At 70.6% G+C, this 26,358-nt stretch carries 23 protein-coding genes and 1 riboswitch; of the genes, 14 read left to right on the plus strand and 9 right to left on the minus strand.

Features of this window, described 5'->3' with window-relative positions:
• Positions 1 to 45: 45 nt before the first annotated feature.
• Positions 46 to 1,452 carry a family 2B encapsulin nanocompartment shell protein gene (locus tag PYS65_RS11865; protein ID WP_279333918.1) on the minus strand — a complete coding sequence of 469 codons (1,407 nt, stop codon included), beginning with the start codon at positions 1,450 to 1,452 and terminating at the stop codon, positions 46 to 48.
• A 294-nt stretch (positions 1,453 to 1,746) separates the two neighbouring features.
• Here PYS65_RS11865 and PYS65_RS11870 point away from each other — a divergent pair, with 294 nt between their 5' ends.
• The 5 genes from PYS65_RS11870 to PYS65_RS11890 all read left to right on the plus strand — a co-directional run bounded on the left by PYS65_RS11870 (position 1,747) and on the right by PYS65_RS11890 (position 5,959).
• The gene (locus PYS65_RS11870) at positions 1,747 to 2,337 is read left to right on the plus strand and encodes an N-acetylmuramoyl-L-alanine amidase (RefSeq protein WP_279333919.1); all 591 of its coding nucleotides are present in this window, start codon (positions 1,747 to 1,749) and stop codon (positions 2,335 to 2,337) included.
• 152 nt (positions 2,338 to 2,489) lie between these two features.
• The gene (locus tag PYS65_RS11875) at positions 2,490 to 2,972 is read left to right on the plus strand and encodes a DUF6010 family protein (protein WP_279333920.1); all 483 of its coding nucleotides are present in this window, start codon (positions 2,490 to 2,492) and stop codon (positions 2,970 to 2,972) included.
• Positions 2,973 to 3,179: 207 nt separating this feature from the next.
• The gene (locus PYS65_RS11880; protein ID WP_279337924.1) at positions 3,180 to 4,055 is read left to right on the plus strand and encodes a 1-aminocyclopropane-1-carboxylate deaminase/D-cysteine desulfhydrase; all 876 of its coding nucleotides are present in this window, start codon (positions 3,180 to 3,182) and stop codon (positions 4,053 to 4,055) included.
• Between the two features lie 336 nt (positions 4,056 to 4,391).
• Positions 4,392 to 4,805, plus strand: coding sequence for an ATP-binding protein (locus PYS65_RS11885; protein ID WP_030784224.1), 414 nt, complete (start codon positions 4,392 to 4,394; stop codon positions 4,803 to 4,805).
• Between the two features lie 17 nt (positions 4,806 to 4,822).
• A complete protein-coding gene (locus PYS65_RS11890; RefSeq protein WP_279333921.1) occupies positions 4,823 to 5,959 on the plus strand; it encodes an RNA polymerase sigma factor SigF in 1,137 nt (378 codons plus the stop codon).
• 98 nt (positions 5,960 to 6,057) lie between these two features.
• On the opposite strand, the gene PYS65_RS11895 is transcribed toward PYS65_RS11890, so the two are convergent.
• A complete protein-coding gene (locus PYS65_RS11895) occupies positions 6,058 to 6,498 on the minus strand; it encodes a hypothetical protein (protein ID WP_279333922.1) in 441 nt (146 codons plus the stop codon).
• A 127-nt stretch (positions 6,499 to 6,625) separates the two neighbouring features.
• On the opposite strand from PYS65_RS11895, the gene PYS65_RS11900 reads away from it, so the two are divergent.
• Complete coding sequence (locus tag PYS65_RS11900) at positions 6,626 to 7,594, plus strand: diacylglycerol/lipid kinase family protein (RefSeq protein ID WP_279333923.1); 969 nt, start codon at positions 6,626 to 6,628, stop codon at positions 7,592 to 7,594.
• Positions 7,595 to 7,913: 319 nt separating this feature from the next.
• Positions 7,914 to 8,171: a WhiB family transcriptional regulator gene (locus tag PYS65_RS11905; RefSeq protein WP_030219886.1), complete on the plus strand. Its 258-nt coding sequence runs from the start codon at positions 7,914 to 7,916 to the stop codon at positions 8,169 to 8,171.
• Between the two features lie 198 nt (positions 8,172 to 8,369).
• Here PYS65_RS11905 and PYS65_RS11910 read toward each other — a convergent pair whose 3' ends face one another.
• The gene (locus PYS65_RS11910) at positions 8,370 to 9,845 is read right to left on the minus strand and encodes a sensor histidine kinase (RefSeq protein ID WP_279333924.1); all 1,476 of its coding nucleotides are present in this window, start codon (positions 9,843 to 9,845) and stop codon (positions 8,370 to 8,372) included.
• Positions 9,846 to 10,503: 658 nt separating this feature from the next.
• Between PYS65_RS11910 and nagB the strand changes: the two genes are divergently transcribed.
• From nagB to PYS65_RS11945, 7 genes are all read left to right on the plus strand, one after another.
• The gene (gene nagB, locus PYS65_RS11915; protein WP_279333925.1) at positions 10,504 to 11,289 is read left to right on the plus strand and encodes a glucosamine-6-phosphate deaminase; all 786 of its coding nucleotides are present in this window, start codon (positions 10,504 to 10,506) and stop codon (positions 11,287 to 11,289) included.
• A gap of 205 nt (positions 11,290 to 11,494) precedes the next feature.
• Entirely contained in the window at positions 11,495 to 12,259 is a 765-nt protein-coding gene (locus PYS65_RS11920; protein ID WP_279333926.1) for a GntR family transcriptional regulator, read from the plus strand.
• A 222-nt stretch (positions 12,260 to 12,481) separates the two neighbouring features.
• Positions 12,482 to 12,748, plus strand: a complete 267-nt coding sequence (locus PYS65_RS11925) for a DUF3311 domain-containing protein (RefSeq protein ID WP_279333927.1) — start codon at positions 12,482 to 12,484, stop codon at positions 12,746 to 12,748.
• 8 nt (positions 12,749 to 12,756) lie between these two features.
• Positions 12,757 to 14,385 (plus strand): monocarboxylate uptake permease MctP, encoded by a 1,629-nt coding sequence (gene mctP / locus PYS65_RS11930; RefSeq protein ID WP_279337925.1) that lies wholly within the window; start codon positions 12,757 to 12,759, stop codon positions 14,383 to 14,385.
• 81 nt (positions 14,386 to 14,466) lie between these two features.
• The gene (locus tag PYS65_RS11935; RefSeq protein ID WP_279333928.1) at positions 14,467 to 14,973 is read left to right on the plus strand and encodes a GNAT family N-acetyltransferase; all 507 of its coding nucleotides are present in this window, start codon (positions 14,467 to 14,469) and stop codon (positions 14,971 to 14,973) included.
• A gap of 15 nt (positions 14,974 to 14,988) precedes the next feature.
• Positions 14,989 to 15,201, plus strand: a riboswitch (cobalamin riboswitch).
• 125 nt (positions 15,202 to 15,326) lie between these two features.
• On the plus strand, positions 15,327 to 17,720 hold the full coding sequence (locus PYS65_RS11940; protein ID WP_279333929.1) for a ribonucleoside-diphosphate reductase subunit alpha: 2,394 nt from the start codon (positions 15,327 to 15,329) through the stop codon (positions 17,718 to 17,720).
• Positions 17,720 to 18,760, plus strand: a complete 1,041-nt coding sequence (locus tag PYS65_RS11945; protein ID WP_279333930.1) for a ribonucleotide-diphosphate reductase subunit beta — start codon at positions 17,720 to 17,722, stop codon at positions 18,758 to 18,760. The genes PYS65_RS11940 and PYS65_RS11945 overlap by 1 nt, the downstream gene beginning before the upstream one ends.
• A 148-nt stretch (positions 18,761 to 18,908) precedes the next feature.
• Here the strand turns inward: PYS65_RS11945 and PYS65_RS11950 are convergent, their stop codons facing one another.
• The 6 genes from PYS65_RS11950 to PYS65_RS11975 form a co-directional block, all read right to left on the minus strand.
• Entirely contained in the window at positions 18,909 to 20,297 is a 1,389-nt protein-coding gene (locus PYS65_RS11950; protein WP_279333931.1) for a bifunctional albaflavenone monooxygenase/terpene synthase, read from the minus strand.
• A complete protein-coding gene (gene cyc1, locus PYS65_RS11955) occupies positions 20,294 to 21,379 on the minus strand; it encodes an epi-isozizaene synthase (protein WP_279333932.1) in 1,086 nt (361 codons plus the stop codon). Before cyc1 ends, PYS65_RS11950 begins: the two co-directional genes overlap by 4 nt.
• Positions 21,380 to 21,718: 339 nt before the next feature.
• On the minus strand, positions 21,719 to 22,369 hold the full coding sequence (def, locus tag PYS65_RS11960; protein ID WP_279333933.1) for a peptide deformylase: 651 nt from the start codon (positions 22,367 to 22,369) through the stop codon (positions 21,719 to 21,721).
• A 145-nt stretch (positions 22,370 to 22,514) separates the two neighbouring features.
• Entirely contained in the window at positions 22,515 to 23,495 is a 981-nt protein-coding gene (locus tag PYS65_RS11965) for a tetratricopeptide repeat protein (protein WP_202277908.1), read from the minus strand.
• A 104-nt stretch (positions 23,496 to 23,599) separates the two neighbouring features.
• Positions 23,600 to 24,847 carry an HD-GYP domain-containing protein gene (locus tag PYS65_RS11970; RefSeq protein WP_279333934.1) on the minus strand — a complete coding sequence of 416 codons (1,248 nt, stop codon included), beginning with the start codon at positions 24,845 to 24,847 and terminating at the stop codon, positions 23,600 to 23,602.
• Positions 24,844 to 26,304: an HD-GYP domain-containing protein gene (locus PYS65_RS11975; RefSeq protein ID WP_279333935.1), complete on the minus strand. Its 1,461-nt coding sequence runs from the start codon at positions 26,302 to 26,304 to the stop codon at positions 24,844 to 24,846. Before PYS65_RS11975 ends, PYS65_RS11970 begins: the two co-directional genes overlap by 4 nt.
• Positions 26,305 to 26,358 lie beyond the last annotated feature (54 nt).

A 26,358-nucleotide genomic window follows, 5' to 3' on the forward strand; every position in this document is an offset into this window, starting at 1 on the left:
CGGGTGGGCGGGGACACGGCGTACGCGCCGAAAGATCGCGGATGGTCACCGCCAGCGACCGATCTCGACGTTCTCCAGGACGCCGAGCGCGTCCGGCACCAGGACGGCAGCCGAGTAGTAGGCCGTGACCAGGTACTTGATGATGGCCTGTTCGTTGACGCCCATGAAACGCACGGACAGGCTCGGCTCGATCTCGTCGGGGAGGCCGGACGCCCGCAGTCCGATGACGCCCTGCTCCTCCTCGCCCGTACGCAGCGCGATGATGGAGGTCGTACGCTCCTCCGTCACCGGGATCTTGTTGCACGGGAAGATGGGCACCCCCCGCCAGGTGGGGATGCGGTTGCCGGCCATGTCGATGGTCTCGGGGACGAGTCCGCGCTTGTTGAGCTCACGGCCGAACGCGGAGATCGCGCGCGGGTGGGCGAGGAGCAGCTTGGTCCCGCGTCGCCTGCTGAGCAGTTCGTCCAGGTCGTCGGGGGCGGGTACGCCGTCGTGCGGCTGGAGCCGCTGGTCGTACTCGCAGTTGTGCAGCAGGCCGAAGCCCCGGTTGTTGATGAGTTCGTGCTCCTGGCGTTCCTTCAACGCCTCGACGGTCAGCCTGATCTGCTGCTCCGTCTGGTTCATGGGCTGGTTGTAGAGGTCGGCCACGCGCGTGTGGATGCGCAGCACGGTCTGGGCGACGCTCAGTTCGTACTCGCGGGGCCTGGCCTCGTAGTCGACGAAGGTGTGCGGGATGTCCGGTTCCCCGCTGTGGCCGGCCGCGAGATCGATCTCCCGCTCGCCGTACTTGTTGGCGGGCCGGTTCGGGACGGAGCGCTGCTCCTGGAGGTGACCGCGCAGTGTCTCGGACCGCTCGGCGACCTGCTCGACGGCGTCACGCGGCAGGACGAGCACGGTGCAGGCGGTCAGGGTGCGGGTGGTGTACTCCCAGATGGCGCCCTCGTCCAGGAGCGCCTGGTCGCCGAAGTAGGCGCCGTCGGCGAGGATTCCGAGGGACTCGTCACCGCCGTAGGGGCCGGTGCCGACCTTCTCGACCCTGCCGTGGGCCAGCAGGAACACCTCGTCGGCCGGGCTGCCGAACGAAGTGATCACCTGGCCGGCCCCGATCTCCCGCTGCCTGCAGCGGGAGGCCAGCTCCGCGAGCACTTCCTCGTCCTCGTACGACCGCAGGGCCGGCAGCTCGCCCAGCTCCGCCGGGATCACCTCGACGCGGTCACCGGTCTTCACGAAGGTCACCCGCCCGTCCCCGACGGCGTACGTCAACCGTCGGTTCACCCGGTACGTACCACCCTGCACGTCCGTCCAGGGCAGCATGCGCAGCAGCCAGCGCGAGCTGATCTCCTGCATCTGCGGTACGGACTTGGTGGTGGTGGCCAGGTTCCGCGCCGCCGCCGTGCCGAGGCTCTGCTGCTGCCGGGTCTGCTCCGTGCGGACCTCTTCGCCTACCGACATAAGGAATTGCCCTCCCAGTTGTGACCGGCGCCCATCCGTGCCGGGCGTCGGTCTCCGCGACAGAGCCTTCCTCACGGAACGTGGCTGCGGTATTACCCGAATGAGCGGGAATGGATCTTCAATTCCATGGGCATTCATGGGGGTTCCGTCCAGCGGCGGCCCGGCGACCGGACATTGTCCGGATCGGCTCGCACGGGGTCCGGGCGATGGGTTGCGCTCGCTCCGTTCAGGTACAAGCACCGGTACGAGGTGGCCGCGACCGGCGGCCGTCACGGTGCGAGAAGGAGGGCGGCCATGGCCCCACCCATGTCCGCGAGCGCGTTCCTGAGTGCTCTGAAAGCGGAGGGTCTCAAGGTCGTCGAGGTCGGCGACTGGCGCGATCACAACCGCAATCACAAGGGCCCCTGGGGCCCGGTCCACGGCGTGATGATCCATCACACGGCCACCCGGGGCAGCGCCCGGACCGTCGAGCTGTGCCGCGAGGGCTACGCGGGCCTGCCGGGGCCGCTGTGCCACGGCGTCATCACCAAGGACGGCCGGGTCCACCTCGTCGGCTACGGCAGGGCCAACCACGCGGGCCTGGGCGACGACGACGTGCTGCGCGCCGTGATCGCGGAGAGGGCGCTCCCCGCCGACAACGAGCAGAACACCGACGGCAACCGGCACTTCTACGGCTTCGAGTGCGAGAACCTGGGCGACGGGGACGACCCCTGGCCCGCGGTGCAGCTGGAAGCCATCGAGAGGGCCGCCGCCGCAGTCTGCCGCCGCCACGGGTGGAACGAACGATCGGTGATCGGCCACCGGGAGTGGCAGCCCGGAAAGGTGGATCCGCGCGGGTTCACGATGGCGTCGATGCGGACGCGCATCCGTGACCGGCTGAAGTGACGCGGCGTCCTGGGGCGTACGCGGGTGTACGGGGCACCGGGCCGGGCCTGGCGACAATCCGTCGGAAGCTGGCGCCCGGCCCCCTGGGGACGCGGGAGACCCGCTTCTAGCGTGGTGGGCGACCCCGGACCCACCCAGGAAAAGGCCCCGCCATGCAGTACGTCGTCCCCGTCGGCATCGGTGTTCTCTACGCCCTGCTGATGTCCCTCGTCCGCGAGCCGCACCGGCGGCGGCTGAACGCCGTCATGGTCGCCGGCGCGGGCGCCGCCTACCTCAGCGGGGGCGGCCTGGGCGGCTGGGAGTTCGCCTTCACGGCGCTGATCACCTATGTCGCGTTCCGCGGCCTGGACTCCTGGACGTTCATCGGCGTCGGCTGGCTGCTGCACACCGCGTGGGACGTCGTCCACCACCTCGAGGGCAACCCCATCATCCCGTTCGCCCCCACCTCGTCGCTGGGCTGCGCGATCTGCGATCCGGTGATCGCCCTGTGGTGCCTGTGGGGAGGCCCGTCCCTGATCGACCTCGTCCGCCACCGGGGCCGCGGCCACCGCCACGACAGCACAGAACCCGCCCCCGCGGAGGCCGCCGGGCTCCCCGGCACCGGGGAGCCGACCCCGAGCGGTAGTTCGAACTGACGAAGAGAGTCGGCCACGCGTTCGTCCGCGGGGCGACCGGCGGCGGCGAGATTCAGCCATGCTCGCTCCCGACGGCCGGCGCCCGCCCCACCCGGCGCTCAACTCCCCCCGCCGGGCGACAATGGCCCGGTGACCAGCCCGGACACCCCCGACCCCGCATCCGCCGCCCCTTCCGCCGACCGCGCTGCCCGCACGGACCTCACGGCCCTGCGCCCCCGCCTGCCCTCGCCGGCGCAGGACATCGTGGACGAGCGGTTCGAGCGGCGCGGGGTCCGGCTGCTGCTGAAACGGGACGACCTGATCCACCCGGAACTGATCGGGAACAAGTGGCGCAAACTCGCGCCGAACCTCGCGGCGGCAGCCGGCCGGACCGTGCTCACCTTCGGCGGCGCGTACTCCAACCACCTGCGGGCCACCGCCGCCGCCGGCCGGCTGCTCGGTCTGCGCACGGTCGGCGTGGTGCGAGGCCAGGAGCTCGCCGACCGCCCCCTCAACCCCTCGCTGGCCCGGTGCGCGGCCGACGGCATGCGGCTGCACTTCGTCGACCGGGCGACCTACCGTCGCAAGACCGCGTCCGACACCCTGGCGGCCGTGCTGCGCGCGGCGGGCGCCGAGGACGCGTACGTCGTCCCCGAGGGCGGCAGCAACCCTCTAGCCGTGCGCGGTTGCCGGGCACTCGGCGAGGAGCTGGCCGGCCGGGCGGACGTCGTCGCGGTGGCCTGCGGCACCGGCGGGACGCTCGCCGGGCTGGCCGCCGGATTCGGCTCCGGCACTCGCGCGCTGGGCATTCCGGTACTGAAGGGCGGCTTTCTGGCCACGGACGTAGGTGCCCTTCAGGCCGAGGCGTTCGGCGGTCCGCGCGGCGACTGGAGCCTGGACGACCGCTTCCACTTCGGCGGTTACGCCCGGACCGCCCCGGCGCTCGAGGAGTTCGCCGCGGACTTCGAGCAACGCCACGGCGTACCCGTGGAACGTGTCTATGTCGCCAAGTTGCTTTACGCCCTTGTCTCCCTGGCCGAGGAGAACGCGTTCCCACGCGGGAGCACGGTCGCGGCGGTCGTCACCGGCCGCCCCTTCCCGTGAGCACGCGAGCACGTGAGCACGTGACTACAGGAGCACGGTGGCAGACTGGTTCCAGCATCTCGTCGAGCACGTCCCGGTGTGACACGAGAGGACTCCGGCAACGGACGGTTCGACCGTGTGACGTCTGGGTACGTCAATCCGGCGCGCGCTCTTCCCTTTCGGGCCCGCAGACCCCTAGCCACGGAGCGTATCCGTGGCTTTACTATGAGTGACAGCATGGGTCGGGGTCCCGGGGACAGGACCGTCGGGAGCGCGGTAGCGTCACCGCTGAACCACGTATCGCGTTGCCCGGGGCGGCCCCGGTCCTGTAACGCTTGTACCACCTTGGAGGTGAGGGTGTCCCAGATCGCAGGCGAGCCCGCGACCCAGGACTTCGTGGAAGTCCGGCTGCCGGCCGCAGGTGCCTATCTGTCGGTGCTGCGTACGGCCACGGCCGGTCTCGCGGCCCGGTTGGACTTCACCCTCGACGAGATCGAGGACCTGCGCATCGCGGTCGACGAGGCCTGCGCGATCCTGCTTCAGCAGGCCGTGCCGGGTTCGGTGCTCAGTTGTGTCTTCCGCCTCGTCGACGACTCGCTCGAGGTCACGGTCTCGGCGCCGACCACGGACGGTCACGCTCCCGCGCGTGACACCTTCGCGTGGACCGTCCTGTCCGCTCTCGCGGGCAAGGTCTCCTCCGCCGTGGACGACGACAAAACCGTTTCGATCAGCCTCTACAAACAGCGCGGCGCGGGACCCGGGCCGGCGTGAGGAACGAGGACGGGCCGGTGCGGGACGAAGAACGCGGCACACGGGGGCTGCCTGCCGAGCGGATGCCGGGCGGTATCGACGGCATCGACGCCATCCCGGAACAGGCCCGGCCCCATCCGGAGGACGACTCCGCTCAGGCCGGCCCGCCGGGCGGCGGGCAGTCCGGCGGTGCCGCACGGAGTACGCCCGAGGCCGGGCGGCGGCCCGGGGCCTCCCCCGGACACCAGGAAGCCCCGGCACGGGCGAGGCCGACGGCGGGGGACGAGGCGAGCGCTCGGGGAAGGGCGACGGGCGGGACGATGAACGAGCACGAGCGACACGCCGAGAGCGAGGTGCCGCGGACGCCGAGCGCACAGGGCGTCCGGCACACCCCGGTGACGCACGGCGCGCAGCGCGACCCGCAGGACCGCAGCGGGGCACGCGCCTTGTTCCTCGAGCTGCGCACCCTGCCGGACGGCAGTCCCGAGTACGCGGAGCTGCGCAACCGGCTGGTCCGCATGCATCTGCCGCTCGTCGAGCACCTCGCGCGCCGTTTCCGCAACCGCGGGGAACCGCTGGACGACCTGACCCAGGTCGCCACCATCGGTCTGATCAAGTCGGTCGACCGCTTCGACCCGGATCGCGGCGTGGAGTTCTCGACGTACGCGACCCCGACGGTCGTCGGCGAGATCAAGCGGCACTTCCGCGACAAGGGCTGGGCGGTGCGCGTGCCGCGCCGGCTGCAGGAGCTGCGCCTGTCGCTGACGACTGCCACCGCCGAGCTCTCGCAACTGCACGGCCGGTCCCCCACGGTGCACGAGCTCGCCGAGAGGCTGGCGATCTCGGAGGAGGAGGTCCTGGAGGGCCTGGAGTCCGCCAACGCGTACTCCACGCTGTCCCTGGACGTCCCCGACACCGACGACGAGTCCCCGGCGGTCGCCGACACCCTCGGCGCCGAGGACGAGGCGCTGGAGGGCGTGGAGTACCGGGAGTCGCTCAAGCCGCTGCTGGAGGATCTGCCGCCGCGCGAGAAGCGGATCCTGCTGCTGCGCTTCTTCGGCAACATGACCCAGTCGCAGATCGCCCAGGAGGTCGGCATCTCGCAGATGCACGTCTCCCGGCTGCTGGCCCGCACGCTGGCGCAGCTGCGCGAGAAGCTGCTCGTGGAAGAGTGAACGAGGAGTGAGCCGCCCCGCGGTGGAACGAGCCGCCGCATGGCGGGAGCGAACAGCAGCGGCGCCCGGACGGCAACGGCGGCTCGGGAGGCGGGGAGCTACTTCTCGGCGCTTCCGGGTCCCCGGATGCCGAGGGCCCGGGTCGTCTCGGGGTTGAGCAGCAGCACCAGGGCCGTCACGGCCACCACCGCGAGCACGATCCCCGCCGGGATGGCCACACTGTCGGACTGCAGCAGGTTGTAGGCCACCGGCAGCGCCAGGAGCTGGGTGATGACGGCCGGGCCGCGGCTCCAGCCCTTGCGGCCGAGCAGCCCGCGCGCGGCGAGCAGCGGCAGCAGTGCGAGCAGCACCAGCGTGAGTCCGCCGGTGACGGCCTGCTGTCGGTCGTCCGGCTGGCCGGTGAGCCCGCGGACCAGCATCCAGACCCCGCCGGCCAGCAGGCCCAGCCCCTCCAGGGCGGTGAGCCCCGCGGCGTACGTCAGTCGGCGCGGGCGGGGGCCCGCGGCGTCCGGAGTGGTGGGGGTCTGCTCGCTGCTCACCCCTGAAGGGTAGCCCTCGCCCGTCCACGCCCCCGTGCCGAGGTGCGCGCCCCGGTGCCACCCGCATCCGTTCCCGATCACCCCTCGGCCTGGGCTCCGGTACCACCCAGTAGGTACCCTGCACCCCATGCGTGCACTTCTCGTGGTCAATCCGGCGGCAACCACCACGAGTGCGCGTACGCGTGACGTGCTGATCCACGCGCTCGCCAGTGAGATGAAACTGGAAGCGGTGACCACGGAGTACCGGGGTCACGCGCGGGACCTGGGCCGGCAGGCCGCGGAGAGCGACGACATCGATCTGGTGGTGGCCCTCGGCGGTGACGGCACGGTCAACGAGGTCGTCAACGGCCTGCTGCACAACGGCCCCGACCCGGAGCACCTGCCCGGCCTCGCCGTGGTCCCCGGCGGCTCCACCAATGTCTTCGCCCGTGCCCTGGGCCTGCCCAACCAGCCCGTGGAGGCCACCGGCGTCCTGCTGGACGCGCTGCGCGAGAGCCGTGAGCGCACCGTGGGTCTGGGCCTGACGTCGGGCACGCCGGGGACGGACGACGAGGGTGTGCCGCCCCGCTGGTTCACGTTCAACGCGGGGCTGGGCTTCGACGCCGGGGTGGTCGGCCGGGTGGAACAGCACCGTGAGCGGGGCAAGAAGTCCACTCACGCGCTGTACATGCGTCAGGTGGTGCGCCAACTGCTCGGCGAGCCGCGCCGCCGGCACGGAGTGATAACGCTGGAGCAGCCGGGCGAGGAACCGGTCACCGATCTGCTGCTCTCCATAGTGTCGAACGCCTCCCCGTGGACGTTTCTCGGCAATCGCCCGATCTACGCGTCACCTAAGGCCTCGTTCGATACCGGCCTCGACATCTTCGGTCTGAAGCGGTTGTCCACCGCCGCCGTTGCCCGGTATGGCACCCAGTTGCTCACTTCGTCCCCCGAGCGCGGACCCCGGGGCAGGCATGTGGTCGCCGGACACGATCTGACCCAGTTCACCTTGCATTCGAAGGTTCCACTGCCCCTCCAGATGGACGGTGACCACCTCGGACTGCGTACCAGCGTGACGTTCACAGGCGTTCGCCGTGCACTGCGTGTGATTGTGTGAGCGGAAAAGGCTAAAGTCCTTTCACTCGAACGTTTAGGCCAGGATCCACCCCATGGAAGTACGGCTGTGACCTAGTCGACACCGATGAATCAAAAAAAACTTTCCGGAAGGGGTTGTATCCGCCGCCGAGGTTTGCGAGTCTCTACATGGCGATCGGGACGGCCCGCAGCATCGGCCTCCACGAACCGCCGGAACCCCCCTTCAATCCAAGGACCACGCCAGCGAACCTGGCGCTCGGCCCTTCACTTGTTGGGGGATTCGTGAAAGCGTTCACATTCACAAGCCATCGTGTAGTTCACACCAAGGAGAGGTAGCAGCCATGGACTGGCGTCACAACGCCGTTTGCCGCGAGGAAGACCCCGAGCTCTTCTTCCCCATCGGCAACACCGGTCCTGCGCTGCTGCAGATCGAGGAAGCCAAGGCCGTCTGCCGTCGCTGCCCGGTCATCGAGAGCTGCCTTCAGTGGGCACTCGAGTCCGGTCAGGACAGCGGCGTCTGGGGTGGTCTCAGCGAGGACGAGCGCCGCGCAATGAAGCGCCGCGCCGCCCGCAACCGGGCCCGTCAGGCATCCGCCTGACAACCCACCCCTGCTGACAGCCTGAGCTTGGCGGCGCGTACAGCGCGTACGCATCTCCCGCCCCCGAGCCGCAGCACGCAGTTCCCCCGATGCTCCCCCGAGTTCTCGGCTCACCTCGAGCCGGAGGGGAACGCCATCAAACAAGCGAAGAGCCCCGGACCGTTTCCCGGTCCGGGGCTCTTCGCTTGTCACTGTGCGTCACTTGTTCATGTCCACCGGGATGTCCAGGATCACCCGGGTGCCCCCTTCCGGGGCCGGGAGCATGTCGAAGGTGCCGCTCAACTCGCCCTCGACCAGGGTCCGCACGATGTGCAGACCCAGGTTGCCCGCGGTGTGCGGGTCGAAGCCCTCGGGCAGGCCGACGCCGTCGTCCTGGACGGTGACCAGCAGGCGGGTCTCCTTCGTGGTGCCGCCGCGGACCGCGGTCACCTCGACCGTGCCGGTCTCCCCCTCACGGAAGCCGTGCTCCAGGGCGTTCTGCAGCACCTCCGTCAGCACCATCGACAGCGGGGTGGCGACCTCGGCGTCGAGTATGCCGAAGCGGCCGGTGCGCCGGCCGGTGACCTTGCCCGGGGAGATCTCGGCGACCATCGCCAGGACCCGGTCGGCGATCTCGTCGAACTCCACGCGCTCGTCCAGGTTCTGGGAGAGCGTCTCGTGCACGATCGCGATGGACCCGACCCGGCGCACCGCCTCCTCCAGCGCCGCGCGGCCGCGCTCGGAACCGATCCGCCGGGCCTGGAGGCGCAGCAGCGCCGCCACCGTCTGGAGGTTGTTCTTCACCCGGTGGTGGATCTCCCGGATGGTCGCGTCCTTGGTGATCAGCTCGCGTTCGCGGCGGCGAAGTTCGGTGACGTCCCGGAGCAGGACCAGTGAACCGATGCGGGTTCCCTTCGGTTTGAGCGGGATCGCCCGGAACTGGATGACCACGTTGGTCGCCTCGATCTCGAACTCGCGCGGCGCCCAGCCACTGGCGACCTTGGCGAGCGCTTCGTCCACCGGCCCGCGGGAAGGGGCCAGTTCGGCGGTGGTCCGGCCGAGATGGTGGCCGACGAGGTCGGCCGCGAGGCCCAAGCGGTGGTAGGCGGACAGTGCGTTCGGGGAGGCGTACTGGACGATGCCCTCGGCGTCGAGCCGGATCAGCCCGTCACCCACCCGGGGCAGGGCACCCATGTCGAGTTGCCGGTCCGCGAACGGAAAGGCTCCGGTGGCGATCATCTGCGCCAGGTCGGAGGCGCTCTGCAGGTAGGTGAGCTCCAGCCTGCTGGGGGTGCGCACCGTGAGGAGGTTGGTGTTGCGGGCGATGACGCCGAGGACGCGGCCTTCACGCCGTACGGGGATGGACTCGACGCGGACCGGAACCTCCTCGCGCCACTCCGGGTCGCCCTCCCGTACGATCCGTCCCTCGTCCAGGGCCGCGTCCAGCATGGGCCGGCGGCCTCGCGGGACGAGATGGCCGATCATGTCGTCCTGGTGCGAGGTCGGGCCGGTGTTGGGCCGCATCTGGGCGACGGAGACATAACGGGTGCCGTCCCGGGTGGGGATCCACAGAACCAGGTCGGCGAAGGACAGGTCGGAGAGCAGTTGCCACTCCGAGACCAGCAGATGCAGCCACTCGAGGTCGGTGTCGTCGAGCGCCGTGTGCTGGAGTACGAGTTCGTTCATGGAGGGCACGTCAGCGAGCGTACCGGGGCGTCGCACCCTCCCCCGGAGACACCCGCGGGCCGCGGCGCCTGAGAGGGACCCTCAGCCCTCCCGGCACCGCAGCCCGGAGCGACATCGGCCGTGGGGTGTGCGGTCCCGGTCGGCCGAGGGTGAGGAACCGGGGCAGTCAGGGCAGAGAGCTCCGGGTCCTCGGTCCGCCTTCCTGTGCGGGGAAGGCAGGCTGGTGTGCACTGGTACGCATTGTGGACTAGACCACTACCCGTGTCCATGCGTCGGGTACTGTTCGCTGTTGTCTTTTCCCGTGCCGGCTTCTCACGTCGACTTCCTGCGTCGACTTTCGGCGGTGACGTGCAGCGTCGGCTTGCGGCGTCGACTTTCGGCGTCGCGTTTTCCGTGTCGCGCGGAGGCGGGTCCGCGGTCGTCCACCGTGCAGCCTATCCCGCGGGAGCGCGGTACGGGACCGGAAAAGCACGGTGATTTCGGCGAGCGGACCGCGACCGTCCCGTCCTGGGATGCTGGGGTGGGGCCGAGGGCCCGGCACCCGCGGCCTGGGCCCGGGACGGAACCCCGGCTCTGTTAAATTCATATTGGTCTAAACCACACGACTCGCCCGTCCCGTCCGGGGCCGGTCACCAGTCGAGTCCCCTCTCAGATCGGCAGGCTCAGCGTGGAAGTTGTCATCGTTCCGGACGCCAAGGCCGGCGGCGAACTCATCGCCGGGGCCATGGCGCAACTCCTGCGGCGCAAGCCCGACGCCCTGCTCGGCGTGGCCACCGGCTCCACGCCGCTGCCCGTCTACCAGGCACTGGCCGACCAGGTGCGCTCCGGTGCCGTGGACACCTCCCGGGCGAGGATCGCCCAGCTCGACGAGTATGTGGGGCTGCCCGCCGATCACCCCGAGTCCTACCGTTCGGTGGTCCGGCGCGAGGTGCTGGAGCCGCTCGGGATCGGGCCGGACGCCTTCATGGGCCCCGACGGCTCGGCTGAGGACGTGCAGGCCGCGTGCGAGGCGTACGACAAGGCACTGGGCGAGGCCGGCGGCATCGACCTGCAACTGCTCGGCATCGGGACGGACGGGCACATCGGGTTCAACGAGCCGTGCTCCTCCCTCGTCTCGCGCACCCGGATCAAGACGCTGACCGAGCAGACCCGGGCGGACAACGCGCGCTTCTTCGAGGGCGACGTCGACCAGGTCCCGCACCACGTCATCACCCAGGGCATCGGCACCATCCTGGAGGCCCGCCACCTGGTGCTGCTCGCCACCGGCGAGGGCAAGGCGGACGCGATCGCCGCGACCGTCGAGGGTCCGCTGGCCGCCGTGTGCCCGGCGTCCGCGCTGCAGCTGCACCCGCACGCCACGGTCGTCGTCGACGAGGCCGCCGCCGGCAAGCTCAAGTTCGCCGACTACTTCCGGCACGCCTATGTGAACAAGCCGGACTGGCAGGGGATCTGACCGCAGTCCCCGGAAGCGCCATGGGCGTCGTGGGCGCCGGACGCCCGCGGGCCGCCCTGCTGGACTAGACCAGCCCCTGCCCCGAGGGTATACAGAGGGGATCACGGAGCGTGCGGGGAACATCCCCGCCCGCAGCCGTGCCACGATGTGAGCCGGGGCCGATGGGGTGTCGGTCGTTCGGCACTCGGAGCCGGGAAGGCAGAACATGAGCACCGACGTCAACAGCACGGAGAGCGAGGGCGGAACCACGGTCCGGACGGCCCGCGTGCCCAAGTACTACCGGCTGAAGAAGCACCTGCTGGACATGACCGAGACGGCTCCGCCCGGCACGCCGGTCCCGCCCGAGCGCACCCTGGCGGCGGAGTTCGACACCTCGCGCACCACCGTGCGCCAGGCACTCCAGGAACTGGTGGTCGAGGGCCGTCTGGAGCGCATCCAGGGCAAGGGCACCTTCGTCGCCAAGCCCAAGGTCTCGCAGGCGCTGCAGCTCACCTCGTACACCGAGGACATGCGCGCCCAGGGCCTGGAGCCCACCTCCCAGCTGCTGGACGTCGGCTATGTCACCGCCGACGACGGGCTCGCCGAACTGCTCGACATCACCCCCGGCGGCCGGGTGCTGCGCATCGAGCGGCTGCGCATGGCCAACGGTGAGCCGATGGCCATCGAGACCACCCACCTGAGCGCGAAGCGCTTCCCGGCGCTGCGCCGCAGTCTCGTCAAGTACACCTCCCTCTACACCGCCCTCGCCGAGGTGTACGACGTCCACCTGGCGGAGGCCGAGGAGACCATCGAGACCTCGCTGGCCACCCCGCGCGAGGCCGGCCTGCTCGGCACCGATGTGGGACTGCCGATGCTGATGCTCTCCCGGCACTCCCGGGACCGGGACGGGCAGCCGGTGGAGTGGGTGCGGTCGGTGTACCGGGGCGACCGGTACAAGTTCGTCGCCCGCCTGAAGCGCCCGCAGGACTGAACCCGTAGAACCGATCCCGCAGAACTGAGTCCACAGAGCTGAGCCCGCAGGACTGAACCCGGAGGGATCGGCGGGGGTTTCGCCGAAGATTCCGCCGCTGTCCGGGCGAGGTTCCGTGGAGTTTAAGTACGCAATCCCCGCGAGGGGTTCCGCCCCGGTCCGCCGCCACCTAGATTTCCTGCGCGTCAAACAGGCGATCAGTGAGGGGACGGAACCGTTTCTATGTCGCAAGCCCCAGAAACCAGCAGACGGCCGGTGGTGACGCCGATGCGCGTCGTCATCGCCGTCTGCCTCCTGGCACCGTTCGTGGCCCTGATGTGGGTCGGCTCGTACGCGAAGACCGACCCCGTCCTCATCGGCATCCCGTTCTTCTACTGGTACCAGATGCTGTGGGTGCCGGTCTCCGCCTTATTGACGGTGACCGCGTACGCGCTGTGGCGGCGTGATCAGCGCGCCCGCGCGGCCGCGAAGGGCGGTGCGCAGCGGTGAACGGCGGCGTGAACGGCGGCGTGAACGGCGTGGCACTCGCCGTCTTCATCTTCTTCTTCGTCCTCGTCACGGCGATGGGCTTTCTGGCCGCCCGCTGGCGCAGGGCCGCGAACGAGCACAGCCTCGACGAATGGGGCCTGGGCGGCCGGTCGTTCGGCACCTGGGTCACCTGGTTCCTGCTCGGCGGCGACCTGTACACGGCGTACACCTTCGTGGCCGTACCGGCGGCGATCTACGCGGCCGGCGCGGCGGGCTTCTTCGCGGTGCCGTACACGATCCTCGTGTACCCGCTGATCTTCACCTTCCTGCCCCGGCTGTGGTCGGTTTCGCACAAGCACGGCTATGTGACGACGTCCGACTTCGTGCGCGGCCGGTTCGACTCGAAGGGGCTGTCGCTGGCGGTGGCGCTCACCGGCATCCTGGCGACGATGCCGTACATCGCGCTCCAACTGGTCGGTATCCAGGCGGTGCTGGACGTGATGGGGGTCGGCGGCGGAGAGAGCACCCACTGGTTCGTCAAGGACCTGCCGCTGCTGATCGCCTTCGGCGTGCTGGCGGCGTACACGTACTCGTCGGGTCTGCGGGCCCCCGCGCTGATCGCTTTCGTGAAGGACACGCTGATCTACCTCGTGATCGCGGTGGCGATCATCTACATCCCGATCAAGCTGGGCGGCTTCGACGTCGTCTTCGCCAAGGCCAGTGAGGCGTACCGCGAGACCAACCCGGCCACCGGCGCACCGCGCGGTTCGCTGGTGCCGGGCGAGGCGGGGCAGTGGACCTACGCCACGCTGGCGCTGGGTTCGGCGCTCGCGCTGTTCATGTACCCGCACTCGATCACCGCGACGCTGTCCTCACGCAGCCGTGAGGTGATCCGCCGCAACACCACGATCCTGCCGCTGTACTCGCTGATGCTGGGCCTGCTGGCGCTGCTCGGTTTCATGGCGATCGCGGCCGGGGTCGATGTCGACAACGGGCAGCTGGCGATCCCGCAGTTGTTCGAGAACATGTTCCCGGACTGGTTCGCCGGGGTGGCCTTCGCGGCGATCGGCATCGGTGCGCTGGTACCGGCGGCGATCATGTCGATCGCGGCCGCGAACCTGTTCACCCGCAACATCTACAAGGACTTCCTCAAGCCCGACGCGACACCCGCGCAGGAGACCCAGGTCTCCAAGGTGGTCTCGCTCCTGGTGAAGGTGGGTGCACTGGTCTTCGTCCTCACCATGGACAAGACGGTCGCCATCAACTTCCAGCTCCTCGGCGGCATCTGGATCCTGCAGACCTTCCCGGCGCTGGTGGGCGGCCTGTTCACCCGCTGGTTCCACCGCTGGGCGCTGCTCGGCGGCTGGGCGGTCGGCATGGTCTACGGCACGGTCGCGGCGTACGGGGTGGCCTCGCCGACGCAGAAGCACTTCGGCGGGTCCGCGAAGGAGATCCCGGGGATCGGCGAGATCGGCTACATCGGCCTCACCGCCTTCGTGCTCAATGTCGTGGTCACGGTCGTGCTGACCTTCCTCATGAGGGCACTCAAGGCGCCCGAGGGCATCGACCGGACCAGGCCGGAGGACTACACGGCGGACGCGGGCGACCCCGGCGTCGAGGTGGAGCTCCCGCCGGCCACGGCGGGCAGCGCCCACTGACGCCGTACAGCGCGCTCGGGGCAGCGGGCCGCCGGAAAAAATCGGCGGCCCGCTGCCCTGCCCGTCGGGCACACTCGCGCCATGGACATCATGATTCGGCCGGTGCAGCCCGACGAGTACAAGACACTGGGTGAGATCACCGCACAGACCTATCTGGAGGACGGTCTGCTCGACTTCGGGGAGAACGACCCGTACCTCGGCGAGCTCAGGGACGTCGCCAAGCGGGCCGCCGCCGCCGAGGTGCTGGTCGCCGTGGACGGCGGCCGGGTGATCGGCGGGGTGACGTTCGTTCCGGACGGCGGGCCCATGGCCGACCTGGCCGGGCCCGGCGAGGCCGAGATCCGGATGCTCGTGGTCGCCCGTGCGGCCCGGGGCCGCGGAGTGGGGGAGGCCCTCGTCCGCACCTGTGTCGACCGGGCGCGGGCCACACCGGGGTGTGAGGGGATCGCGCTGTCGACCCAGCGGATGATGCACTCCGCCCACCGCATCTACGAACGTCTCGGCTTCGCCCGCGCCCCCGAGCGTGACTGGAACCCGGTTCCGCACCTGGACGACATCGACCTTCTCTCCTACACATTGGCGTTCTGACCCCACCGCGACACAACATATGGGCCCGCTGGCGCCGTCCGGCACAAGATGTATGCTCATGCTTGCTGTCGCCGCAGGGGAATCCGGTGCGAATCCGGAACTGTCCCGCAACGGTGTACTTGTGCGTGTCCGCGTTTTTTGCGTTTCTTGCGTTTCTTGCGTTTTCCGCATTTTTCGCGTGCCCGCACGGGCTTCAGTCCGAGGACCTGCCGACAGTGCGCCCGGCCGTCCGGTCCGGGTGCCTGACGTCCGGGCCTCGTGGAATGGGCCGGTGGACGCGTGGCGCGTGCGCGTGCCCGTGTGCTGCCCCCTCCCCTCTGCGAGGCCCCGTGCCGAGCGAGGGAGAGCCCCACGTGACCATCGCGCCAGCCGATCCTGCTTCAGCGGTCGACCTGACCGACGTGAGCGACGTGAGCGAGGGCCCCGGTGCCGCGCTGCTGCGGACCCTGACCGGGCTGACCGCCGACCTCCCCGACGCCGACCCCGGACGGGTCGCCGCCGCCGCGCTGCGCGGCCGGTCCGCCCGTGCGGACGGGACCGAGCTGCGGGAGCTGGCCACCGAGGCGGCGGCCGGGCTCATCTCCGAGGACCCCGCCTACTCCCGGCTCGCCGCGCGGCTGCTGACGCTCGGCATCCGCGCCGAGGCCGCCTCGCAGGGGGTCACGTCGTTCACCTCCTCGATCTCGACGGGTCACCGCGAGGGCCTCGTCGCGGACCGGACCGCCGAGTTCGTCCTGCTGCACGCGGCCCGTCTCGACGCGCTGATCGACCCCGGCGCGGACGACCGTTTCGGCTACTTCGGCCTGCGCACCCTGCACAGCCGCTATCTGCTGCGGCACCCGGTCACCCGCAAGGTCGTCGAGACACCGCAGCACTTCCTGCTGCGGGTCGCCGCCGGCCTCGCCGAGGACGACAGCGCCCGCTCGGTGGACGAGGTCGCCGCGCTGTACGGCCTGATGAGCCGCCTGGAGTACCTGCCCTCCTCCCCCACCCTGTTCAACTCCGGCACCCGGCACCCCCAGATGTCGTCCTGCTACCTCCTCGACTCCCCCAAGGACGAGCTGGACTCCCTCTACGACCGCTACCACCAGGTGGCCCGCCTCTCCAAGCACGCCGGCGGCATCGGCCTGGCCTACTCCCGGGTCCGCTCCCGCGGTTCGCTGATCCGCGGTACCAACGGGCACTCCAACGGCATCGTCCCGTTCCTGAAGACCCTGGACGCCTCGGTCGCCGCCGTGAACCAGGGCGGCCGGCGCAAGGGCGCGGCGGCGGTCTACCTGGAGACCTGGCACTCGGACGTCGAGGAGTTCCTGGAGCTGCGCGACAACACCGGTGAGGACGCCCGCCGTACGCACAACCTGAACCTCGCGCACTGGGTGCCGGACGAGTTCATGCGCCGGGTGAACGCCGACGCGCCGTGGTCGCTGTTCTCCCCGTCCGACGTCCCGGACCTGGTCGACCTGTGGGGCGAGGAGTTCGACGCGGCCTACCGGGCCGCCGAGGCGGCGGGTCTGGCGACGAAGACGCTCCCCGCGCGGGAGCTGTACGGACGCATGATGCGCACCCTCGCCCAGACCGGCAACGGCTGGATGACCTTCAAGGACGCCGCCAACCGCACCGCCAACCAGACCGCCGAGCCGGGCCACGTCGTCCACTCGTCCAACCTGTGCACGGAGATCCTCGAGGTCACCAGTGACGGGGAGACGGCGGTCTGCAACCTGGGGTCGGTCAACCTCGGCGCGTTCGTCGACCGGGCGAACGGCGCCCTCGACTGGGAGCGGCTGGACGCCACCGTCCGCACCGCCGTCACCTTCCTGGACCGGGTCGTCGACATCAACTTCTACCCGACCGAGCAGGCGCGCCGTTCCAACGCCCGCTGGCGCCCGGTGGGGCTGGGCGTGATGGGCCTCCAGGACGTCTTCTTCCAGCTCCGGCTGCCCTTCGACTCCCCCGGGGCGAAGGCCCTCTCGACCCGTATCGCCGAGCGGATCATGCTCGCCGCGTACGAGACGTCCGCCGGCCTCGCCGAGGCCCACGGCCCCCTGCCGGCCTGGGAGAAGACGCGTACGGCCCGGGGCGTCCTGCACCCCGACCACTACGGCGTGGAGGCGGCCTGGCCCGAGCGGTGGGCCGCGCTGCGCGCGCGCATGGCCACGAGCGGCCTGCGCAACTCGCTGCTCCTGGCGATCGCGCCGACCGCCACCATCGCGTCGATCGCGGGTGTGTACGAGTGCATCGAGCCGCAGGTGTCCAACCTGTTCAAGCGCGAGACGCTGTCCGGCGAGTTCCTCCAGGTCAACTCGTACCTGGTGGACGACCTGAAGCGGCTGGGCGTCTGGGACGCGCGGACCCGTGAGGCGCTGCGCGAGGCGGGTGGCTCGGTGCAGGACGTCACCTGGATCCCCGAGGAGGTGCGCGGTCTGTACCGCACCGCGTGGGAGATCCCGCAGCGCTCGCTGATCGACATGGCCGCCGACCGCACCCCGTTCCTGGACCAGTCGCAGTCGCTGAACCTGTTCCTGGAGACGCCGACCATCGGCAAGCTCTCCTCGATGTACGCCTACGCCTGGAAGCGGGGCCTGAAGACCACGTACTACCTGCGCTCGCGCCCCGCGACCCGCATCGCCCGCGCGGCCCAGGGCCAGGCGCACACGCAAGCACAAGCCCCCGTCCGGCAGCCGGCGCCCGGCCCCGAAGCGGTCGCCTGCTCCCTTGAGAACCCCGAGTCCTGCGAGGCCTGCCAGTGATGTCCACCACCGCCGCCACCACCACCGCCACCGCCCGGTCCCAGAACCTCCTCGACCCGGGCTTCGAACTCACCCTGCGCCCCATGCGCTACCCCGACTTCTACGAGCGCTACCGGGACGCCATCAAGAACACCTGGCACGTGGAGGAGGTCGACCTCCACTCGGACGTCGCCGACCTGGCGAAGCTCAGTCCGGAAGAACAGCACCTGATCGGGCGGCTGGTGGCCTTCTTCGCCACCGGCGACTCGATCGTGGCGAACAACCTGGTGCTCACCCTCTACAAGCACATCAACTCCCCGGAAGCACGGCTGTATCTCTCCCGGCAGCTGTTCGAGGAGGCGGTGCACGTCCAGTTCTATCTGACCCTGCTGGACACCTATCTGCCCGCCCCGGAGGACCGCGCCGCCGCCTTCGCCGCGGTGGAGAACATCCCCTCCATCCGGGAGAAGGCCGAGTTCTGCTTCAGGTGGATGGACTCGGTGGAGAAGCTCGACCGGCTGGAGACGCGGGCCGACCGCCGCCGTTTCCTGCTCAACCTGATCTGCTTCGCCGCCTGCATCGAGGGCCTGTTCTTCTACGGGGCGTTCGCCTACGTGTACTGGTTCCGCAGCCGGGGCCTGCTGCACGGTCTCGCGACGGGCACCAACTGGGTGTTCCGGGACGAGACGATGCACATGTCCTTCGCCTTCGACGTGGTCGACACCGTGCGCAAGGAGGAGCCGGACCTGTTCGACGACGAGCTTCAGCAGCAGGTGACGGACATGCTGCGCGAAGCGGTCGAGGCGGAACTGCAGTTCGGGCGCGACCTGTGCGGTGACGGGCTGCCGGGCATGAACACCGAGTCGATGCGGCAGTACCTGGAGTGCGTCGCCGACCAGCGTCTCGTCCGTCTGGGCTTCGCGCCGGTGTACGGCTCGGACAACCCGTTCTCCTTCATGGAACTGCAGGGCGTCCAGGAGCTCACGAACTTCTTCGAGCGGCGTCCGTCCGCGTACCAGGTCGCCGTGGAGGGCACGGTCGACCTGGACGAGGACTTCTGAAGAACTCCGAACAGAACGGGCGCCCTGATCGCCCGGCACCTGCCGGCGAGAACGGGCCGGACCATGAACACGGCCACGGCCCCGACCACCTGCCGGCGGGCGTTCAGGCGGCCCCGGGGCCGCCTGAACGCCCGCTGGGCGGGACGGTTCAGCGCGCGACCGGCCTCAGCAGCAGCCGGTTCGGCCGCAGAGTGATGCCGACGTGGGGGGCGTCGTCGGAGCCGGACACCTGCTCGAAGCGGTACCGCGTCGCCAGCGCGGCCGTGACCAGGGTCAGCTGGGCCATCGAGAAGTGATCGCTCGGGCACTTCCGGTTGCCGACGCTGAACGGCCTCATGGCGTACTTCGGAATGTCCTTCACCCGCTCCGGGAGCCAGCGGTCGGGATCGAACTCCAGGTGGCGCTCGTACGACTTCGGATCGCGCTGGATCGCGTACGGACTGTAGATGATGTCCGCCCCGGCCGGAATGCGATAGCCACCGAGTTCCTTGTCGGCGACCGCCCTGCGCGTCAATATCCAGACGGCCGGCCGTAAACGCATGGCCTCGACGACGACATTGTTGGTGTGGGCGAGCTTGCGGACGTCCTCGAATGCCACCGGACGCCCACCGGTGACGTCGAGGACTTCGTTTCGCACCCTGTCCCCGTGTTCCGGATGCGCGGCGAGCGCCTGAAGCAGCCACATGATCGTGGAGGCGATCGTCTCACTGCCGGGAGTGAGTATCGCGACCACCTGGTCGTGGATCTCCTGCTCCCCGATCGGGTCGCCGTTGTCGTCCTTCGCCGTCAGCAATGCCGTCAGCAGATCGTCCGGCTTCTGACCGGACGCACGGCGCTCGGCGACGATCTCGTCGACCACGCGGTGCAAATCGGCCAGGGCCCGGTTGAATGCGCGATTGGCCGGCAGCGGCAGCTTGTACAGCGGGCCGAGCGGCACCACCATCCGCCGGTACATGCCGCGGAAGACGGTGGCGAGCGCGGCGCACAGCCGCTCCGCCCGCTCGTCCATGTACTCACCGCGCAGCAGACAGCGCGCCGCGACGCGCACGGCGATCCGGAACGACTCGGAGGTGCAGTCGACCGTCTCCCCCGTCGCCCAGCGTTCGGTCAGCGCGTGGACCTCCTCCTCCATGATCGGGCCGTAGGCGGGGATGGCGTCGAGCTTGAAGGCGGGCTGGATGATGCGCCGCTGGCGCCGGTGCAGCGGGCCGTTGGCCGTGGCCACGCCCTCCTTGCCGAGCAGGCCCTCCAGGGACTCCCACAGGGGGCCGGAGATGATGTAGTCGGGATCGAGCGCCAGCGCCCCGGTGAGGGCGGGCGTGGTGACGGCGTACACCGTCTTGGGGCCGAGCTTCAGTCGCACGATGTCGCCGTGGTCGCGCAGCTGCGCCATGAAGGCCAGCGGATCGCGGACCAGTTTGAGGCCGTGGCCCAGGCCGGGGACCCCGCCGCCGGCCACCGGAGGCTCGCGCAGTTCGGTCACCCCCGACACGTCGGACACGTCGGACGCGTCGGGCTTCACCGACTCGACGGTCATTTCTCACCTGCCGCTTCGTTGTTGACGTACGGGGGCGTGGAGCGGTCGTCCCAGCTGTCGACCATGTACCGGCCGGACTCGTGGTGGAACCAGTAGACGGAACTGAACCAGTTCCGCATGTTTCCGAGGCAGACCCGTACGGCGGCCCCCAGTTCCTTTCCTCCAGTCGTTCCGTCGTCGAGGCTGTCGGCGAACTTCAGGGCGCTTCGTTCGGCGTCCAGGAATTCCTTGACGCATTCCTCGACGCGGTGCCGCACATCGGCGACCGCCTCTTCGAGGGTCAGCCCTTCATGGGTGATGAGACTGATTCCGAGATTGTGCACCTCACTCCCCGCTATTTCCTTCGGGAGCGAGCAGAGGTCGTTGTACCAGGCGGCGAATTCCTGGCTGAGCAGGGCCGCTTTCCGATAGGACGGGTTCTTCCGTACGGCGTCCGGGAGTTCACAGCCCGCACTCGGCTCCAGGAGGTCGGTCCAGATCCAGTGCGCGAAGGTGAGCCGACGCAGTTCGAGGTACTCCTCGACGGTGGGGACGATCCCCTCCGTCCGGTTGCGGAACTCCCGGTCGTACGCCTCGATCACCGCGTGGAAGTGCCGGGCGAACCGGACGTTCCAGGTGTCCGGAAGGAACGAGTACAGCCGCCGCACACTGTCCGCGAGCCCGGCCACCAGTGGATCCTCGTGGCGCAGGTGGTCCGTGGGGCTGTCGAGAGCCGCGTGCAGCAGGCCCTTCAGCCGCCGCCAGGCGGCGGGCCGGCCGTGCACGATGTCGCGGTCGTGACGGTCGTCCCAGACGAAGAACCACGCGCTGTAGTCCGCTATCGCCTGCAGGACCTCGTCGGCGGCGTCCGTGTAGTAGCCCGCCATGAGGTCCGTGTAGCACAGGCCATCGGCATATTCCACCACCTTGTCGGGCGGCATCAGCCGCTTTTCGAGCAGCCATGCACGGGTTTCCTGCTGGAGTTTCGGCCAATAAGGATGGATCTGCCGGGGAAACGCCGCCTCGATCAGCGGGAGAGACAGCGCCTGCGGTACCGCGACGGTGGTCGGTTTCGATGTGGTGCCGTGTGACAAAGCATGCACGAACAATCCCCTCTCGGCCGCCGGTTGACATGTGCCCGGCCCTCTCCGCCGGGCGTGCGCCGGTGCGTATCCACCCCTCCATTCAGCACCACAACTGACCACCCTGGGAACGCGTTTGCTTCATTCACTACCCCACGATGCCGAGATTCTCCCCTTGTGCGGCTGATTTCAGGGTTGATGACCCGTCGAGGAGTCGAACATGTGACGGAAAAACGAACGGCGTCCGGTCCGGAAGGGAATCCGGACCGGACGCCGTGCGCAGGGGAGGCCGGTGCCCCGTGGGGCCTTGAGCGGCGACAGGGGCCACCGGACTCCAGAGGAGGACGAGGGCCCCGGCGGTCAGTCGTTGGCGACCACGGGGTAGCGCGGCTCGTTCTCGGCCATCTGCCGCAGCGCGTCCTTGCGTTCCCGCTTGGACAGCCGGTCGATGTAGAGGTAGCCGTAGAGGTGGTCGGTCTCGTGCTGCAGACACCGTGCGAAGTAGCCGGTGCCGCGCACCTTGACCGGGTTGCCCCGCTCGTCCTGACCGGTCACCTCGGCGTAGTCGGGCCGGGCCAGCGGAGCGTACGCGGTGGGCACCGACAGGCAGCCCTCGTTGGTGTCGTCCAGCCGGCGCTGCTCGGCGGGCAGTTCGACCAGCTCGGGGTTGCAGACCACTCCGGCGTGGCGCACGCCCTCGTCATCCGGGCAGTCGTAGACGAAGACCTTCAGGTCGACGCCGATCTGGTTCGCGGCCAGCCCCACGCCCTCCGCGGTGCGCTGGCTGGCGAACATGTCCGCGACCAGCTGCTGGAGTTCGGGGCCGAAGTCGGTGACGTCCCTGCACTCCTTGTGCAGCACCGGGTTGCCGACCACGGTGATCGGTCGCGAGGTGCCTCGCTCGACCCAGGCGGCCTCGCGCTCGGCGCAGTCCTCCGTGTCGATGACGTACCCCTCGTCGTCGACGGGGAGCACGCCCGCGTGCTGCTGATCGGTGTCCTGCTGAGCCATGACCGACGTACGCCTTCCTGGAAAACATGGGGGTGCTGCTGATACAGGGTACGGTGACCGGCCGCCCCACCGGGCCCGGTGCCCGCTCCGCCGGACCCGGTGCACGGTGTTTGTCCGCGCCCGGCGCACGGACCCGGCGATCGGCCTAGCAGACCTCTTCCAGGTCCCGCCAGTCGCGTGAGTCCGGGCTGTCCGCGACCCAGCCGTCCAGCAGGCCGCGGACCAGCGAGGCTGGCGCGGCGAGCCCGCACTCCCGCTCCGGCACCCACAGCTGCCCGTCGGTGCGGTGGCCGAGCGGCCCGGGGTGCCCGGGCTCACTGTGGTCGTGCGGGTCGAGGTGCTCGCCCTCGCCCTCGTCGGAGGGCATCCGGGACTCCGAGCACATCCGGCACAGCAGCCGCACCGAGGACGACCAGTCCTCGGCGGCGAACCCCGCGTCCGCGGCCAGCTGCTCCAGGGCGTCCCGGTCGGCCTCTCCGGCGGCCTCCAGCAGGACCACCCAGGTCGGCACGGGGGAGGGCGCCCACAGCTCGATCTCGTCGAACACCGGGTAGGTGTGTCCGGCGGCCGTGCTCCGCTCGCCGTGCGGCACCCCGTCGTGCAGGACGACCTCGCCCCAGCGGCGGCCGGAGGACGGCAGCGGAATGGACAGCACCTCGATCCGCGCGGGGTCCAGCCGCCGCCCCCAGACGACCTCGGCCTCCCCCTCCGGGGACAGCCGTACGGCCGCACTGCCCAGGTCCATGCCGAGCGGCTCACCCGAGCCGGTGGGGCTCCCGGGCACCCGGAGCCCGTAGGCCTGCCAGGCGCGGCGGGCCAGCGGCCAGTCCTGCAGGGCGGTGGCGGCGATCCCGACGTTCCACCAGTCGGGTGCCCCGGTGTCCCGGTCGAGCAGCGCGACGGCCCTGAGGCCCGCCGCCCGTGCCTGCTCCCAGTCGTGCCGGAACTTGTGCAGCAACGCGAGGTTGAACCAGGACTCCGACAGCCAGGGTTCCAGATCGGCGGCCCGGGTCAGCAGCGCGCCCGCGTCCTCGTACCGGCCGTCGCCGATGAGTGTGAACGCGCGGTCCGTGGCCTGCCGCCAGGAGGCGGAGGGCCGGTTCCGTCCCTTGCCGAAGATCCTCACGATTCCCGCCTGCCAGTTCCGTTCGGTGGGCGGCCTAGCCCCCCGGACACCGTCTCCTTCGCATCCAACCACGTACGGCCGGAACGGCGCTCATTACCCATGGGTTACCCAGCCCCGGGCCGGGTAAGACCGTCCCGTTCCCGGGTCTCCCGGGACAGCACCCGGGCCAGCGACTCGACGACCTGGGGCGCGTACTCCCCGGCGCCCAGCCGCAGTTCCTCCAGTGCCGTGAGCGGCCCGCCGGGCCCTCCTGTCCGGGACTTCTCGTCGTACGCGTTCACCACCCGGACGATCCGCGCGGCCAGCGGCTGCTCCCGGTGGGGATCGGCCTGCCGCTCCACGATCCCCGCCACCCGCGGGTCCACCCCGGTCTGGCGGACCACCGCGCCGCCGAGGAGGGCGATCCGCCGCTGTTCCGGGACGGGCAGGGCGGCGGTGGCGCCCACGGGCACCGGGTCGACGAGGCTGAGCTGGCCGATGTCGTGCATCAGGGCGGCGTACTCCAGGACCGTCAGCTCGGGTTCGGTCAGCCCCAGGTCCCGGCCCACCGACTGGCTGAGTTCGGCGACCCTGCGGGCGTGCCCGGCCGGGGTGCAGCCGGCGATCTCGGTGGCCCGGGCGAGGGAGGTGATGGTCTGCCGGTAGGTCGCCCGGACGGCGGCGTACCGGCGGTAGGACAGCTGGGCGAGCAGCAGCGGCACGGACAGGAGGGGCAGCGCCCACAGTCCCACGACCGCGACGCCGAGTGCCATCACCGCGCCCGTCGCGACGACGGCGGCCCCGATGCCGGGCAGGGCCCGCAGTTCGTCACGCAGCACCGGCGGGAAGGGCCAGCCGGTGCGGGAGTGGGCCAGCGCGGCGGCGAGCACGGCGTCGCAGAGCGTGGACAGGGACAGCAGGGCGAGCAGCAGCAGCGCGTGGGCGGAACCGCCCCAGTCGTCGAACGTCCCGCGGGCGTAGAGGGGCTGGAAGCACACGGCGACGAACCCGACGGTGAGCGTCCGGCGGGCCAGGTGGTCGCGGGCGGGACCGGGGCCGCGCCCGACGTGCGGCACGCTGCCGAGCAGGGAGCCGGCGAGGACCACCGTGACGATCTGGGCCGCGTCGTGGTGGGTGGGCCTCCCGCCGGCCTCACCGAGCAGCGCGTACGCCAGTGCCCCGGCGGCGGCGAGCGGTGCGGTCTGCCGGACTCGCGGCCCGTTGTGCCGGGTGAGTTCGCCGACGGCGACGAGCACCCCGAAGGCGAGGGCGATGCCGCGTTCCGCGATTCCGTTCCACAGGGTGGCGCCGAGACAGCCGGCGGCGAGCACGACGGCGCATGCGTGCACGAGGGTGTGCAGCCGGAGGCTCATCGGCGGGCCCGGGGCTGATCGGCGACGGGCCCGGCGGGGTCGGGGGCGACAGGGTCGGGGCCGGTGGGACCGGGGGCGGGGTCGGGGGCCGGTGCGGGAGCGGACGGGCCGGAGGACCGGACGTCCTCGGCCGTCACCGCGGGATGCCAGCCGGCCCGGCCGATCACCCGTACCAGCGCTTCCACCATGCGCGGGTCGAAGTGGGCGCCCGCACACCGCTGGAGCTCCTCCAGCGCCACGGGCACCGGCCGGGCCCTGCTGTAGGACCGGGTGGAGGTCATCGCGTCGAAGGCGTCGGCGACGGCCACCACCCGCGCGGACTCCGGGATCTGACCGCCCGCCAGCCCGTAGGGGTAGCCGCTGCCGTCCAGCCGCTCGTGATGGTGCAGCACCGCCGCGCGGGCCTCCCCCAGGAAGGAGATGCCCCGCACCATCTCGTGCCCGTACTCGGGGTGCAGTTCGATCACCCGCCGCTCCTCGGGGGTCAGCGGTCCGTTCTTGGTGAGCAGCCGGGTGGGCACACCGAGCTTGCCGACATCGTGCAGGATGCCCGCGAAGCGCAGCACCTCGGTCCGTTCGTCGTCCATGCCGAGCTCACGCGCGATCATCGTGGAGGCCTGCCCGACCCGCTCGCTGTGCCCGCGCGTGTACCCGTCCTTGATGTCGACGGCCTGCACGAGCGCGCGGATCGTCGCCTGGTGGGCGGCCCGCTCCCGGTGGTACTGGGCGAACGCCCACCACGAGACGCACATCGGCAGCAGTACGAGCAGCGCGGCCACCGGCCCGTAGGGGCTGCGCCACAGCAGGGCCATCATCAGTCCGGCGAGCCCGTGCACGGTGATCGGCGCGAGCGACCGCAGGAACAGCCGCCGCCAGGTGGCCGGCCGGGAGGCCGGCCTCCCGCGCCACAGCGGCACGCCGGCCGTGAGCGCCACGATGCCGTGGTCCAGCAGGGTGAGGAGCAGGCAGAACACCAGCACCGAGGCGCCGACCGCGCCCAGCGCCGCCGGCACGTCACCGGCCGCGACCGCGTCCCGGCCGCCGGCCGCCTGGTACGCCCGGCTCGCGGCCCACACGGCGAGCGTCAGCTGACCGGCCCGCCAGATCCGCCGCGCGAGGAGCGGCCGCCGCTCCACCGGAGTGAGCAGCGCACCGGGCAGTGCGACCAGCGCGGCAGCGGACGGCGGCAGCAGGAAGGCCGCGGCCAGCAGCACGGGGTGGAAGGTACCGCCCGGATTCGGGACACCGAGGTACCGGGACCGGACGAGGTACTCACAGCACGCGTACAGCACGGCGAGCGAGGCGAGTTCACGCCAGGGGACGTGCGGCATCTGCAGGCCGTGCACGACCTGCGCACGGTGCACGATCTGCGCGACGTGCGGCGGCAGCAGACAGAGCAGGCCCGCTGCGGCGACACCGGCCACATACACGCGGGCCCGCGTCGGTAACGCCTCCATGAGCCCCTCCCCCCGACCGTGCCTGTCGCGCTCGACGGCCTGCCGTACGTCAGG

It is taken from the genome of Streptomyces cathayae (genome assembly GCF_029760955.1).
In the GTDB taxonomy this organism is placed as follows: domain Bacteria; phylum Actinomycetota; class Actinomycetes; order Streptomycetales; family Streptomycetaceae; genus Streptomyces; species Streptomyces cathayae.

Bases quoted from the DNA above. Each gene is read 5' to 3' on its own strand.
- PYS65_RS11865 (WP_279333918.1), bottom strand. From the start codon at position 1,452: ATGTCGGTAGGCGAAGAGGTCCGCACGGAGCAGACCCGGCAGCAGCAG.
- PYS65_RS11870 (WP_279333919.1), top strand. From the start codon at position 1,747: ATGGCCCCACCCATGTCCGCGAGCGCGTTCCTGAGTGCTCTGAAAGCG.
- PYS65_RS11875 (WP_279333920.1), top strand. From the start codon at position 2,490: ATGCAGTACGTCGTCCCCGTCGGCATCGGTGTTCTCTACGCCCTGCTG.
- PYS65_RS11900 (WP_279333923.1), top strand. From the start codon at position 6,626: ATGCGTGCACTTCTCGTGGTCAATCCGGCGGCAACCACCACGAGTGCG.
- PYS65_RS11905 (WP_030219886.1), top strand. From the start codon at position 7,914: ATGGACTGGCGTCACAACGCCGTTTGCCGCGAGGAAGACCCCGAGCTC.
- PYS65_RS11920 (WP_279333926.1), top strand. From the start codon at position 11,495: ATGAGCACCGACGTCAACAGCACGGAGAGCGAGGGCGGAACCACGGTC.
- PYS65_RS11925 (WP_279333927.1), top strand. From the start codon at position 12,482: ATGTCGCAAGCCCCAGAAACCAGCAGACGGCCGGTGGTGACGCCGATG.
- PYS65_RS11935 (WP_279333928.1), top strand. From the start codon at position 14,467: ATGGACATCATGATTCGGCCGGTGCAGCCCGACGAGTACAAGACACTG.
- PYS65_RS11945 (WP_279333930.1), top strand. From the start codon at position 17,720: ATGTCCACCACCGCCGCCACCACCACCGCCACCGCCCGGTCCCAGAAC.
- PYS65_RS11950 (WP_279333931.1), bottom strand. From the start codon at position 20,297: ATGACCGTCGAGTCGGTGAAGCCCGACGCGTCCGACGTGTCCGACGTG.
- def (WP_279333933.1), bottom strand. From the start codon at position 22,369: ATGGCTCAGCAGGACACCGATCAGCAGCACGCGGGCGTGCTCCCCGTC.
- PYS65_RS11970 (WP_279333934.1), bottom strand. From the start codon at position 24,847: ATGAGCCTCCGGCTGCACACCCTCGTGCACGCATGCGCCGTCGTGCTC.
- PYS65_RS11975 (WP_279333935.1), bottom strand. From the start codon at position 26,304: ATGGAGGCGTTACCGACGCGGGCCCGCGTGTATGTGGCCGGTGTCGCC.